Origin of the sequence: Mucilaginibacter sp. (assembly GCF_039207105.1) — a bacterium.
Taxonomy (GTDB): Bacteria; Bacteroidota; Bacteroidia; order Sphingobacteriales; family Sphingobacteriaceae; genus Mucilaginibacter.
This window is the reverse complement of sequence record NZ_JBCECK010000130.1, coordinates 1-14,035: the sequence shown is the minus strand read 5'-3', so window position 1 is coordinate 14,035 and position 14,035 is coordinate 1. Positions and strand designations below refer to the sequence as shown.

Here is a 14,035-nt window from a genome sequence, read left to right as displayed (position 1 = left end):
GCCCGATGTTTCATAATCAGGTGGCAGGTAAACGGCGTATTTGCGCTCGCTTTTTAATATTTTACTGGGTAATGTAAGGTTGTCGTAAACCTTGCCGCTTTGCGCCAGGAGCAAAAGCGGGCACAGCAGCATGAGGGCCACGGTAGTGTACGCTGTTTTTTTCATCATAATGGGTAAGTGAATTTGGTTTGTGTATCAATATCGGAGTATTAGCGCAATAACGGGATATTGATATTGTAAAAATATTGTTTGAGGGGCGATTTTCCTTACGTGAACATTGTCTGAACCTGAATTGAACAGATTTATTGGATTAAAGGATTTTAGATTGGCCTGAGGCTGATGGCCAAGAATATTCATGAAATAAGGAGGCTCCTAAGGAGCCAAAATACCTTACTGGAGAGAGCTATAAACAGGATACCCCACTGGGGTTTGCATAGATGTAACTTTGTATTTTACCCCAGAGGGGTACCTTGTTTATAGAAAACAATAGAAGGGGATTTAGCTCCATAGGAGCTTCCTGATTAGATAATATCAAAGCAGGATGTTCGTCAGAAGTAATTAATGTTTCATCGGCTGCAACAGCACCACCTGCGTTTCCGAGATCTCCTTATCACGCGTAGCCTTGTTTAAAAACGCAGGTTTAAGGCGGGTTACCGGATAGCGTTTAAAGGTTTTGATCACCCGGAGGTTCCAGCCGCGGGCTTTATAATCATTAACAACACCGGTATTGGCATACATCAGGGAAGGGCTTGTTATAACTCCTTTTGCATCGGGCTTGAGTTCGGTGAGCGGCGCGTTGAGGTAAAATATCATGTCGTCATGAAACATGCCGTCGTCAATAAAAACCGGGAGATTTTGCGGGTTGTTTTTGTTGATCCACATAGCCGCCTCACTGCCAGATTGGTAATGCAGCAACGATGGATAAAAGCATAAATTAAGGTATACATTGATTATAAATGCAGCCAATAAAGTATGCAGTATAGTTTGCTGCATACCTTCGGCAATGCGTGATGGCACAAGTACCAATGTAATAAGCAAGGCTAACAGGATAATTCCGGGTAGCCAGCCAAAGGTTTCGGGTTGATAAAAATATTGTAGCAGGCCAATGGCTATCAGCATCAGGATTATTACAATAATCTGAGTAACATGCACCGCTTTAACGCTTTTGGCAGAGGTTAAGCCGAAAATATACTGCGCCGTAATAATTGCAAAAAACGGGAACACGATCACGATGTAATGGGGCAACTGAAATTTAGAAGCCGAAAAAAGCAGGAAGGTTATCATTGATCCGCACAGGCAGTACCATTCCTGTATCTGTACATTTTTTATCCCTTTTTTGATAAACTGGAATATAGCGGCGAACAATAACAGCGACCAGGGTAAAAATGCCCATAGCGTGGTATGTATAAAAAACGACGGGTCACCATGACCTTTAATTGGTCCGGTATTGAAAAAACGCCCGAATTGACTATCCCAGAAAAAGAATTTAATACCCGATACACCTGTACGCCCGAACACTATTTTTTCGGGATGAAGATCAAACTGGCGGTACAGGCACCATATTTCGGGCATGATAAATAATAGCGTCATTACTATGGCCAGCAGCCATCGCCAGTGAAAAAGCTGTTTCCATTGCCGGGTAATCAGCAAGTGGCCTATAATTGCTCCGCCGATGGTGATCAGCGCGAACATGCCTTTGGTCATCACCGCGCAGGCGGTAAACAGGCAGCCCAGCAGCAATTGCCAAAGACTATTATTGGTATACGCTTTATAAAAATAATAAACCGCCGCAATGATGAGGCCGGTTAAGTAAGGCTCGGCACGCACATCATTATTGGAGAGTACAATATGCTGTGAGGTAAGCAATATCAATACCGCCCATAAGGCTATCTGTTTATTGTACAATGATTTTGCGAAGCGATAAGTGTAAACCGCGCCCATTATCACAAACAAAATACCTGGCAGCTTATACGCCCAGGTGCTAAAGCCAAAGCATTTAAAAAACAGGGCGGTAACCCAAAACGGAAAGTGGGGCTTATCCAGCCAATCGTTACCCCAGGCGTAAAGATCGGCGTAGTTGTTACGCAACACCATCGTTTTGGCAATGGTAGCGTATAAATTGCCATCGGGGCCGATAATGGTAATAAACAAGCCGCTAAAGTTTAATAAAACGGCCAATCCTATAAAAAGGTAAAGCCATTTGGTTTGATTAGCGGTGTTTTGTTGATGCATATATTAAAGCCTGGGTAAGCGGCGGTAAATATAAACAGATTTAGCTGTAGGAGGAAAGGATGGGTTGAGGTAGTGAAGGCCCCCTCTAAATCTCCCCCTAAAGAGTAAGACTTTAAAAAATTCCGTTAATAAACACTTACGAAGTTTTTTACTACCGCGAGATTAGCGAAGCGTATCTCGTGGTAATCATTTAGTAAGCTTTCAGCTTACTTCAGCTGAAAGCTGAAACCATGTAACGCCACAAGCTACAAGCTTGCGGCAGGGTAGATTCTTCGCTATGCTCAGAATGATAATTAATTTTAATATCTGGCTACCTCAAACCCTTTTCTTTCAGATATTTTACCAGTGCTGCCGGATGATCGGTTTGCAGTCCGGAGAGACCTTTTGCCAGGGCCTGATCCCAGTCGGCAGGGCCTTCACCCGAGCTTTGGATGTCGGGCCAAACGGGTACGCGTTTGCTTTCAGCAAATTTTACCATATCGGCATCGTACTGTTTGTAGCTTCCGTCGAGAATGTCCACATGATATTTATTGATAAAAGTTTCCATTGAAGCAACCGTTTTAACACTATCAGGCAGGCTCAGCATCAGCGGCATTTTGGGTGCAGTCATGCGCCAGCCGGCGAACTGTTGGGCGCTGTTGATGTAAACCAGCACATGTTTTTCCATGCCATATTGTTTGATCATGGCATAGGCCTGGGCAGGATCAGCGGCTTTAAAATCCAGATAAATATTGATCTTGTTTTTGCACAGCTGCAATATTTCTTTAAATGTAGGTATGCGATAGATCTGCTTGTCGGTAGTGTCCCTGCTTTTCACCTTTAACTGTTGCAGTTCGGCAAGGGTGAGATCCTTTATTAAACCCTGACCGTTGGTCATGCGGTTTACGCTGCCATCGTGCATGCTGATAAGTTCGCCATCTTTCGTAGTCCGGAGATCTATCTCTATATAGTCGGCTTCGTTCTTAATGGCTTCGCGGTATGCCTCCAGGGTGTTTTCAGGATAAATCACGTGGTCGCCCCGGTGGGCGGCCACAATGAATTTATGTTTTGATACCGGCGCCGGGTTGGGCTGCCAGTTATCATTACCTGATAATAGTAAAAGAACAAGGGGTGTTATTAAAAGAAATTTCATTCCGTTTAGTCTTTATCAATTGCTTTAGCCGAGCCTTTTTGTTTGTAATGATCTTCCCTTTCACGATCTTCATCATCCATTTCCGGACCCTTTTCAATTTTGCGCCAATCGATAGTTTTGTTATATCGGCTCATTGCCTTTTGGGGGTCAAATATCCGGGTATCGCTCTTTACGAAGGTGTAGGGTGTAAAATCGGGCTTGTCTGTAAAAAAGTCCTGTAATAAGGTAGCCGTAACATCATATTGGTTTACATACGGCACACCGAGTATATTGTAAATAGTTTTTAATATCGACCCAAAGTTGGCATGCGTATGGCTCACATAGCCTTTTTTAACATAGGGTCCGGCCAGCATTAATATCGACCGGTGCGCATCCACATGGTCAACACCGCCTTGCGGATCATCCTCGGTAATAACTACCAGCATGTTTTTCCAGTATTTGGTACGCGATAAAAAATGCAGGATGCGGCCAACAGCCAAATCATTATCAGCCATGTATGATTGCCTGTAAGGGTATCCGTCGTCTGGTCTTACATTAGCTCCATGATCATTTGGGACCTGCATGGTTATCAGTGACGGCATTTTTTGCTTGCCCTTGATCCACATTTTGGTGAACTCACCCTCAAATTGGTCCATCCTGAACTGATCGGGAATATTGGTATTAAAGCCGGCATAGTTGTGGCTTGTTCTGGTAAATAACGCCTTTTGCATCGGCACCATCACCAGGTGCGCAGCTCCGGTGGTGGTATCCCGCCATTCTTCGCGTACGTGTGCCGTTTCATTGGCTTCGCCAAAGTTGTAAAATTCTACGTGTTTTCTTTCCAAGGCTTCCCAAAGACCGCCGGTTTCGGCAAAGTCCTCCGGATCCATGCTGCCGGTTGAACCCGGAAAGCGACGACCTGGCGCCTTTGAAAATAATTTAGCCGTTTTGCTTACGTTGGAGTTGGCCTCAACCCACTCGTTCGGAATAACGCCCATCATCCAGTGGTGACCATGTATAGAGGCATCGCTGTCGCAATAATAATTATCTGAAAAAGCGAATTGCTGCGCGGCTTTCAGGTGGTTGGGAGCTACCTGTAAGCCCGGTAGTTTTACGCGTAAGGCATCGGGCAAAGTATATTCGCAGTTAACGCCAAAACGTGCCAGGGTGCTGTCGCCTTTGGCGTTTTTTAACTGGCCCAGCACTTCATCGTAAGTGCGATTCTCTTTGGTGATGTAAACAATGTATTTGATAGGGGTGGGCGATGAACCCGGCAATACCGGTAAGGGATTGCTGGTAGCCACAGGTACGCTTTTGCTGATAAACGTATTGCCAATAACCTGCTTAGTATAGGTTGCCAGCTGGGCCTGATCAGGTACGGGTACTTTTTGAAATGTACCTAATTGGATGTCGCCAATATAAGTACCCTGCGGTGGCGAAACAAAGCCTTTACCTCCGTTTGGCCCGGCGCCATAGCCCCGGCATGAGGTAATGTACATTTCCTTTTCATCGGCAGATAGTTTTACCCGCGAAGTTCCCCAACCCGTCGGGATCAGCCCTTTGGTGGTTTTAGTCGGCACATCAATTACGGCAACGGCATTAAAACCCAATAAGGCTACATACAAGGTTTTTTCATCCTTGCTTAAACAAATACCAAACGGCAATAGCCCGCGGTATTTATCAATACGGCTATCAACCTTGATCGGAATATCGCCCAGTAGTTTATGATTCTTGTAATCAATAATGGTAATGTTATCATTGGTGGCGTTGGTTACATAGGCATAATTATTACCCACAGCAATGGAGTTGGGACTTGCGCCGCCGGTTACCTCCGCGTCTTCCAGCATTTGCCCTATCTGATGACCGGTTTTAAATCTATCTACAACTTTGCTGGTAGCCAGATCAATGGTGAATACGCTCATGGCCTCGGGCGCTAACGGATCGCCTACACCGGGTATCTTGCGACCTTCAATGACCGTTCCCTCGCGTGATTCTTTGGTATTATCGCCATAAGGGTGGTGCGATATGCGGAGCGAATCTGCATTTTGAGGGGTAGCACCGGTAATCAGCGGATAGGAATACATACCCACATTGGCTACAAAAGCAGTTTTTTTATCCGGACTTAAAGACAAGCCAAAAGGCTGGCGACCAACATTAATGGAGGCGGTAATTTTTTTGCTGTTCAGATCAAGTCTCACCAAGCGGAAGTTTCCGCGGTCAAGTACCAATAGTTCATTATTGGCTGTGTTTAATTGCAGATCTGAAGTAAAACTATCTTCATAATCCGTACCTGCAACTTTACCATTTAGGGATAATGAATCTACCCGCTCAAATTTTTCAGCATCGTAAATAACAACAGAGCCATCATCACCGCCGCTTAAGTACAAGGTTTTAGAATCGGGCGAAAAGGCTACACCAAGAAATGAACCTTTTGCTAAGGGCGATTTTATTTTCTTGTCGTAACTGGGTACCCTTAATGATTTCATCGACGGCAGATCGATAATTTCAATAACTCCGTTATGCAGGGTTACCGCCTTTTTCCCATCGGGCGATATGGACAAACCAAAAGGATCATGTGTAATCCGTATGGTATTGCCCGCGGGCGTTATAAACCGGCCACTTGGCAAAACGGATACGCCACCCTGGTTAATGGTACAAAACTGACCGGCACCTGGAACCTGCAAATAACTCACTTGCTTTTGCGCAAATGAAACCATGCAGGTACTTAAACAAATAACTAAGGATAGGAGGGTTTTACTACACATGATGATAAACTATTAATGCTGAATAATTATTTGCCGCTTACACTGCCAATAGCATCGCCAACCTCATGGCCTGCAGCCGCTTTAAAATCAAAGCCTAACAGGTTTGCAATGGTTTGTGCCAGTTGTTTATGATAAGTTGTTGTTGGTAATTTCATTTCGCCGGAGGCAGGGGTATCCGGGCCTATAACGGCAAACCAGGTTTGTTCAGAATTTGGGGTTTCTTTACCGTGATTTCTCCAGGTAAGCAAAGGCACTTCACCGCGGCCATGATCGCAGGTAACTATAAGGGTTGTTTTGTTTTTGTAGGCCGGATCGGTTTGTACAAAATCCCACAGTTGTTTGATATAGTCATCTTCCTGACGGATGCGGTCAAGGTAAAATTTGTAGTTACCGCCATGCGCCATATCATCTGGTTCGTCAAAAGCTACGTACAAGGCACGCGGTTTGTATTGTTTCATATAAGTTTTGGCAAACTCAAAGGTCAGGTAATCAATACGGGTAGAATCGCCCAGAAAATGAGGGCCTTCATTTTGTATCTCATTTAAAAAGGTTAAGCGGTCATTCATGCCCGGTGTGTTCAGCTTCATGTAACCCGAATTATTAACAATGCCCGAACGCTGGGTATTCAATATCTGCGTAAACCTTTCCCATGATGAAAAAGCCGCTACTTTGCCTGTAAAGCCTTTTTGCTTGTTTAAAAACTCCAACACGTTCATGTTAGGATTGGTAATGGCCTCGTTGGTATTCATACGCGGATCAGGGAAACCGGTAAATATTTCGTTATAGCCAGGGTACGAGAAATGGTAGGGGTTTGCCACCTCATCCTTACTGCCGATATCGCGGTTGCCGTATAGCTGGCCATGTTCAACTATGGTTGACCAGAAGAACGGCAACAGCATTTTACGGCGATCATTTGCAGCGTCTGTCCAATAATTTTTACGAACCTCGGCTTTATCATTAGTTTCCTTAGAGTTGATCAGTGCCGAATCAGCGCCGCGGAAAATCTCCTGCCAGCGTAAACCATCAATAGTTACAATGATAACATTCTCGGTTTTGTGTTTTTGGGCAAACAGAGTGGTAAATGATGCAGAGAGTAACAGCATCAGGATCAGTTTTTTCATGTGCGTAGATTGTTTTATAGTTTGATATAATTTAACAAAGGCCTCCCTGCTATGCAGGGAAGCCTTGTTGGTATTTAGTTTTTGTTCATGTTATTATTGTAGTATCCACATTACACCGTTTATATCATCGGTGCCTCCAAACTGGCTTAATGCTTTGTTATAGTTGGTAGCATTAACCGTTCTTTCTGAAGTTGGATATTCAAAACGCAGTGGTATACGGGTACTGTTACCTGTACCCGGACCTACTGTAAAGGTTGGAACCGCGGTACGACGATAAGTAAAGTATGATTCCAGACCTGAGTGGCGGAACAATGCCAGGTACCTTTGCTGCAATATTTGCGTGCGGCCGTTGGCTCCACCTGCGTATTTAATAGCAGATTGGCCGTAATACGTATTCCAATTTACGTTAATCGGGTAGGTATCATAGCTTGATTGATCTGCAGGGCCTTTTGTTGCGCCGGGACGATAAAAATAAGCTGTTAAAGTACCTGTTGTAGGAATAGCATATGATTGGAACGAAGCCTGTATGCCTTTAATATAGTAAGCTTCAGCATCACCGCTTGCCCAGCCCAGGTTAATACCTTCAGCAATGTTAAACATCAGCTCAGGATAACCAACTTGTATAGCCGGCTCGCCGGTATAGGTTGAAAAGAAGTGCTTACGGTTCATGAACGAGTAACGTTGCAGGGTAGCATTGTTATACATTACACCAAGGTCAAGTCCCGGATCGGCACCAATAAAGGCATCAAAGCTGGTTGGACTTATTTTTAAAGTATCAACGCTGTAACGTGATGGCTCGGCAGTTACAAATACACGAGGGTCTTTAAACTTGGTAAGTAAGCCTACATAAGTTGCTGACATGTTTTGTCTTGAACCGTTTTGACCAAAGTTATCCGGAGTTTGAGGATAGTAATTAGTTGGCGAAACAAACTTATATTGCAGGTTGTCATCACTACTTGTCATCAAAGGATATTGATCGGGGTGACCTATAATATTGCTAAATTGAGTTTTTACATCAATATCAGCAGTTTTTTTGCTTAAAGCCAGCAATAACCTAACACGGAATGTATTTACTGTTTTTTGCCATTTGGTAAGATCATTACCAAAGTAAATATCGTTGTCTAAAGTAGCACCAACACCAACACCACCTACGGCAGGGTCTTTTATCAATTGAGCCAAATCACTATTGGCGCTTTCCAGCCAAGCTAATGCCTGTGTCATTACCGTTTTTTGACTATCATAGGCAGGAGTAAGATTATCCAGGCCCTTTAAAGCATCGGTCATCGGAATATCACCTTCTTCCAAACTCATTTTGGTGAAGAAATAAGCCCGGAAAAATTTACCTAATGCCTCATACGGATTTACAGCAGCTCCGCCAGAAGCAGCAGCCTCCTTTTCCATAGCTACAACGTTTTTAAGAGTGCCGTAATAATTATCTCCACCGTTGGCAAAACTATCATAACGGTTATTACCATAATAATCATAGTTATACAGGTAATACTGGCAATAAATCTCTTTACTGCTTTGAGGAAAATCGGCCAGGTTATTAACTATACCGTTAAATAAAAGCGATGCAGGCACGGTGTTTGGCACGTTATTATTTTTAGTAAGGTCCTCAAAGCTCTTTTTACATCCTGTTACTGTAAGTGATATCGCTAATACCGGCAGTAAGCAAATTCTAAATATCTTTTTCATGATTATGATTGATTTTAATTAGAATGATACATTTAAGTTTACACCATAGCTACGTACTGTTGGCGATTGCAGAACAGTACTTGAAGAAGCTGCATTGTATTGATCTAAATCCACATCCTTAAAGCGTTTGTCGCCGTAGAAATACAGCAGGTTACGCCCGTAAATTGATAATGAAGCTCTTTTAATGAATGATTTATCTAACCATTTTTTAGGAAAATCATAGCCAAAAGTTACTTCGCGCAGTTTGGAGAAAGTTTTGCTCATCAGGTTTGATTCGTCGGCATTGTAATACTTACTAACATAATCCTGAACAAATGCGGTTTGCTTATTAGGTGAGTATTGCAGCGCGCTGTAGTTGGTTATTTTACCAGTTACCGGATCATAGTTAATTGATGCTCCGTTTGATACGGTAACACCCTCACCTACGTAGCTGCCATTATAGCCTGCTTTACCAAAATTTTGCCAGTCTTTATAACGGGCATCGCCAAGTGCTCCTGTAGCAGTTTCAATGTTTGAACCACCACGCATACTCTTGTTGTGCATGTAATCAATAATTACACCACCTACAGAACCATCAAACTGGAAACCCATGTTGAAGTTTTTGTAACGTAATTTATTTGATATGCTCCAGGCAAATTTGGCGTTCTCATTACCCAGGTATTGTGCAACCGGCAATATAAGCGGTTTACCAGCGGCATCATTAATAATCTGACCTTGAGGTGTACGGGCAAATGCGGTACCATATAATTTATCAGTACGATCACCTTGTTTAAAGAATTGCTGATAAGTACTTTGGCCCGGAGGCAGCTCTTCATAAACATCTTTAAAGGTTGATAAGTTAACCAATACATTCCAGGTAAAGCCACCTAAGTTTTTGATAGGTGTACCCTCAATTGATCCTTCGTAACCTGTTTTTTTAGTTTTTAATGCGTTCAGGAACAAAGTGGTATATCCTGTAGCTGTAGAAATTGGATTTGCCAGAATTTGCGGACCATCAATGTATTGAAAAGCTGTTGCGCTAAAACCTAAACGGTTTTGCAAAAATTTAATATCAAAACCCTCTTCATAGTTTACACGGGTAAATGTTTTAAGAGATTGCTGATACAAATACTCGCTGGCCGAAGCTGCCGTTTGATTATTATAAGGTTTACTTACAGAATACGATCCATTTAACGCGTAATTTGGACCATTATATGGCGATCCATAGGTAGATCCGTAACCCAATGGGTTATCAAACAGTGAAGGGCCTGTACTGCCTCCATATGCTGTTATAGAACTGAAAGGAGCCGGGCCAATTGTAGGGCTGGTTGCATCACTTCTGATATTAGCGTACGATCCGCGTAGTTTGACAAATGAAATTACATCCGGAAACTTAATATAATCAGATAAAACGGTAGCTGCAGATGCGCTTGGATAACTATAAGTTGTAACGTTTTGGAACGCGCTTGATCTTTCCCTGCGGAAAGTACCTGATAAAGTAGCATACTTACCAAAAGAAGCATCCATTGAAGCGTAGTAACTTAATTGTCTTTCGGCCGAATTAAAGCTTGTGGCCTGAATTGGGTTTTTTGAATTGCTGAATGAATAAACTTCAGGTACGTTCAAGTAATCAGTTGATACCCAGCTGGAGTTATATTTAAAACTACGCAAGTTTGAACCAACTAAACCTGATAAATTCAAAAACTTGGCAATGGTATAGTTATAATTAACCATCAACTCCGTATTGTTGTCAAACAGGTTACGGCGATCTTCGCGATAGTCGCCCTGATTACCTTCACGACCGTAAGGGTGAGCTGAAAATGGCAGATCCTCTGTACGTAAAATTGAATAAGTATCAATTTGTGAGCGTAAGGTTACGTTCAGGTTATCGTTAAACTTGTAATTACCTGATATATACCCATAGGTATCGTTTTTATAATGCCCTCTTGTCCATTTTTCGGCTAATAAATAGGGGTTATGATAACGGGTGTACTCTGCAAATACAGATTGCACACCTTCTTTACCCGGAGCCCATATATTTTTAATATCAGGTGCATTAATATTCCAATCGGCACCAGTCCAGATAGCTATGTTATAAATAATACTGTTAGGACCGTACTCCACATCAGGGAAGTTATCAGTTGATTGTCTGTTGAAATCAACGTTGGCCTCAAATTTCAACTTTGAAGTCGGGTTAAATGAAGCGTAAAAGTTAGCATTGGCTATATCCAGGTATTGCGCAGGGATGTAGCTGGTTTGGTGCTGTTGCGAAACAGATAAACGGGTCACATAGTTATCGCCTACGGAGCCTAATGAAATGTTATTATTGGTTTGAACACCTGTTTGTAAAAAGTTTTTCAGGTTATCTTTACCGCGGGCTGTATATGGCGTTGGTATGCGTTTGCCTGTTGTAGGATCAATCGGGCTGTCATATTGTGCTATCAGCTGACCTGCAAAGTACGGGCCCCAAACGTCGTAATCGCTATCTACACCACCTGGTGCACCTCCTTTACCATCAACAAAGGTATAAAAGGTGTTTTCGCCTGCACCAAATGAATTTTGGGTACGTGGAAATGCCAGGAAGCCTTTGTTTAAAACTGTACTGCTATTTATATCAACTGTTAAGCCTTTTTTGTTTTTATCGCCTTTTTTGGTGGTAATTAAAATAGCGCCATATTGAGCACGGCTACCATATAAAGCCGCTGCGGCAGGGCCTTTTAATACGGTGTAGGTTTCAATATCATCAGGGCTGATGTTGTAGGTATCTGTATTGATCGGGAAACCATCAACAACATATAATGTTACCGCGTTACCTCTTATTAATACCGAAGGGTTACCTAATAACTCGGCAGATGCACCTACTGATAAACCTGCTACCTTACCTGTTAAACCGGTAATAGGGTTAGGGTCGCGGGCCATAGTTACGTCGGAGCCGTTTACCGCTTGTAAAGCGTAACCAATGCGGCGTGTTTCTTTTTTAACACCAAGGGCTGTTACCACAACCTCGTTAAGTGTTTTGTTATTGCCGTTCATACTCACGTTGATAACAGCTTTATCGGCCACTGTTACGTTTTGCGGGGCATAACCTATAAACGTAAAGGTGAGGGTTTGGCCAGAAGATGCTGTAATAAAGTAATGACCGTCAACATCGGTAATGGTACCTTTTTTCTGGTCTTTTAACATTACACTCACCCCTGGGAGCGGCAAGTGGTTTTCGTCGGTTACTGTTCCGCTTATTTTGGTTTGTCCAAATAAAATAGATGGGGCCACGCAAAATAGTAAAACCGTAATAATGGTTTTCAATCTCAGGTAAAACTTGTTCATCTGCTAAAATTTAAGGGTGAGGGGATAGATTTTTTCATGCAGCAATACTAAACTTTGTTTATTATTAGTAAACCAATTTAGTATTAAGCTATGCTTAATCTTATGTTCACCCTGCGTTAAGCAGCTGATTTATGTAACAACGGAATTACACTTACCTTACAAAAAATTAATACGTACTATCAACTGTTTACCAGTTGTAAGTGTTCAAGGGCCATAGCCTTTAATTGCTCAATGTTATTTACCGGCACATTCATTTCTTTAGCCATATCATCCCAATAGCGCAGGCGTACAATAAGTTCTGCATCGGGATTAAGCTCAAAATCACTGGCTTCTTCTTCGGTCATTACTCCACCCTGAAATTCAAGCGTGCCTTTGCTGGCGTCAGACAGGCGATTATAATATTCAGGATACTTATAGGTGAGGTATCGTTTAGCAATTACGTGTCCTTGTACCAGGTTGGCTACCCTTTCAGAAAAACCACGCTCCAGCAAATAGTCTGATCCCAATTTTTCATGATCAACATTACCCATGCCATCCATGCTTTCCACCTCATCATTATCGGCACATAAATGGCCAATGTCATGAAAAAAAGCAGCCAGTACCACTTCGTCGTCATAGCCTTCGGCCTGGGCCAGAGCGGCTGCCTGCGACATATGCTCCAGTTGCGAAACGGGTTCGCCAATATAATCTTCGTTACCAAACTTTTCGTAAAGCGAAAATACTTCGTTAACAACGGCCTGGGGATTATACTGAGAGAAAGTCATAACTTGGTTTTTGTTTGCAAATAAAAGGCCTATACATTATTAAAATATTAAATGTTTATGAAATATGCCCTCAGCTTAACATTAACTTTCTTCGATTTCTTTTTTTAACAAAGTATTAACTTTTTTGAATTTTGACTTTTGATTTTGTAATTCTACTTTCGGGCAGTAATTGATATACATATATACAATATAATGGAAGAAGACATACTGATACAGATCAGTAACCGGATCAAGGAACGCCGCCGCGAAAAAAACATTACTGTACAGGAACTGGCCATCAGGGCTAATGTTAGTAAGGGGCTCATATCACAAATTGAAAACAGCCGCACCATACCGTCGCTCATTGTATTAATTGATATTGTTAAATCACTGGAGATTGACTTGAACGAGTTTTTTAAAGATATCCGGGCCAAAACCGATCATCTTCCTGTTTTAGTAAAACGTAAAACTGAGTACGAGCACTTTGAGAAGGAACATGCGCTGGGCTTTCATTATCAACGTATTTTTACTCAATCGATTACGCAGTCAACTGTTGATATTGTTATCTTAGAACTCGAGCCAAATGCCACCCGCCCACTGGTTGAAACCGATGCCTTTGAATATAAATACATTTTGCAGGGCGAAGTTGAATACCAGTTTAATGACGATAAAATAACCCTGCACCAGGGCGACTCTATGCTGTTTGACGGCCGCATCCCACATACCCCCAAAAATTTGGGTAAGGTAACTGCCATCATGCTGGTGATTTATTTTTTTGAGGAGAAGAAATAGGGATTTTTCAATAGTGAGAATACTCAGCCCGACATCGCTAAAATTTGTCATTGCGAGCGTAGCGTGGCAATCGCGAATTTGTCTGAACCACGATTTTGAGGATTAAGGGATTATTACGATTTTAAAAAATTAAAGTAATCCTATAATTCGATAAATCAGTTTAATCATGGTTCAGACAAATTCGCGATTGCTTCGTTGTTCCTCTTCGTAAGGATATTATTTTTAATGCTATACTCCCCTTAACCCAACCTTAACACTAACTTAGTTTGGTAT

8 protein-coding genes are annotated in these 14,035 nt (G+C 42.3%); 1 reads left to right on the top strand and 7 read right to left on the bottom strand.

The window, feature by feature from the left end; all coding sequences use genetic code 11:
- Window positions 1-558 precede the first annotated feature (558 nt).
- The 7 genes from AAGC65_RS20040 to AAGC65_RS20010 form a co-directional block, all read right to left on the bottom strand.
- Window positions 559-2,232, bottom strand: coding sequence for a glycosyltransferase family 39 protein (locus AAGC65_RS20040; RefSeq protein ID WP_343114240.1), 1,674 nt, complete (start codon window positions 2,230-2,232; stop codon window positions 559-561).
- 310 nt (window positions 2,233-2,542) lie between these two features.
- Complete coding sequence (locus tag AAGC65_RS20035; RefSeq protein WP_343114239.1) at window positions 2,543-3,364, bottom strand: glycerophosphodiester phosphodiesterase family protein; 822 nt, start codon at window positions 3,362-3,364, stop codon at window positions 2,543-2,545.
- A gap of 5 nt (window positions 3,365-3,369) precedes the next feature.
- Entirely contained in the window at window positions 3,370-6,108 is a 2,739-nt protein-coding gene (locus tag AAGC65_RS20030) for a hypothetical protein (protein WP_343114238.1), read from the bottom strand.
- Between the two features lie 26 nt (window positions 6,109-6,134).
- Window positions 6,135-7,229 (bottom strand): alkaline phosphatase family protein, encoded by a 1,095-nt coding sequence (locus tag AAGC65_RS20025; protein WP_343114237.1) that lies wholly within the window; start codon window positions 7,227-7,229, stop codon window positions 6,135-6,137.
- Between the two features lie 93 nt (window positions 7,230-7,322).
- Window positions 7,323-8,924 (bottom strand): SusD/RagB family nutrient-binding outer membrane lipoprotein, encoded by a 1,602-nt coding sequence (locus AAGC65_RS20020; RefSeq protein ID WP_343114236.1) that lies wholly within the window; start codon window positions 8,922-8,924, stop codon window positions 7,323-7,325.
- A gap of 18 nt (window positions 8,925-8,942) precedes the next feature.
- Window positions 8,943-12,227, bottom strand: coding sequence for a SusC/RagA family TonB-linked outer membrane protein (locus AAGC65_RS20015; RefSeq protein ID WP_343114235.1), 3,285 nt, complete (start codon window positions 12,225-12,227; stop codon window positions 8,943-8,945).
- Between the two features lie 179 nt (window positions 12,228-12,406).
- Window positions 12,407-12,991, bottom strand: a complete 585-nt coding sequence (locus tag AAGC65_RS20010) for a phosphonate degradation HD-domain oxygenase (RefSeq protein WP_343114234.1) — start codon at window positions 12,989-12,991, stop codon at window positions 12,407-12,409.
- Window positions 12,992-13,183: 192 nt separating this feature from the next.
- Here AAGC65_RS20010 and AAGC65_RS20005 point away from each other — a divergent pair, with 192 nt between their 5' ends.
- Window positions 13,184-13,762 carry an XRE family transcriptional regulator gene (locus AAGC65_RS20005; RefSeq protein ID WP_343114233.1) on the top strand — a complete coding sequence of 193 codons (579 nt, stop codon included), beginning with the start codon at window positions 13,184-13,186 and terminating at the stop codon, window positions 13,760-13,762.
- Window positions 13,763-14,035: the final 273 nt, after the last annotated feature.

Bases quoted from the DNA above. Each gene is read 5' to 3' on its own strand.
- AAGC65_RS20035 (WP_343114239.1), bottom strand. From the start codon at position 3,364: ATGAAATTTCTTTTAATAACACCCCTTGTTCTTTTACTATTATCAGGT.
- AAGC65_RS20005 (WP_343114233.1), top strand. From the start codon at position 13,184: ATGGAAGAAGACATACTGATACAGATCAGTAACCGGATCAAGGAACGC.
- AAGC65_RS20020 (WP_343114236.1), bottom strand. From the start codon at position 8,924: ATGAAAAAGATATTTAGAATTTGCTTACTGCCGGTATTAGCGATATCA.
- AAGC65_RS20040 (WP_343114240.1), bottom strand. From the start codon at position 2,232: ATGCATCAACAAAACACCGCTAATCAAACCAAATGGCTTTACCTTTTT.
- AAGC65_RS20025 (WP_343114237.1), bottom strand. From the start codon at position 7,229: ATGAAAAAACTGATCCTGATGCTGTTACTCTCTGCATCATTTACCACT.
- AAGC65_RS20010 (WP_343114234.1), bottom strand. From the start codon at position 12,991: ATGACTTTCTCTCAGTATAATCCCCAGGCCGTTGTTAACGAAGTATTT.
- AAGC65_RS20015 (WP_343114235.1), bottom strand. From the start codon at position 12,227: ATGAACAAGTTTTACCTGAGATTGAAAACCATTATTACGGTTTTACTA.
- AAGC65_RS20030 (WP_343114238.1), bottom strand. From the start codon at position 6,108: ATGTGTAGTAAAACCCTCCTATCCTTAGTTATTTGTTTAAGTACCTGC.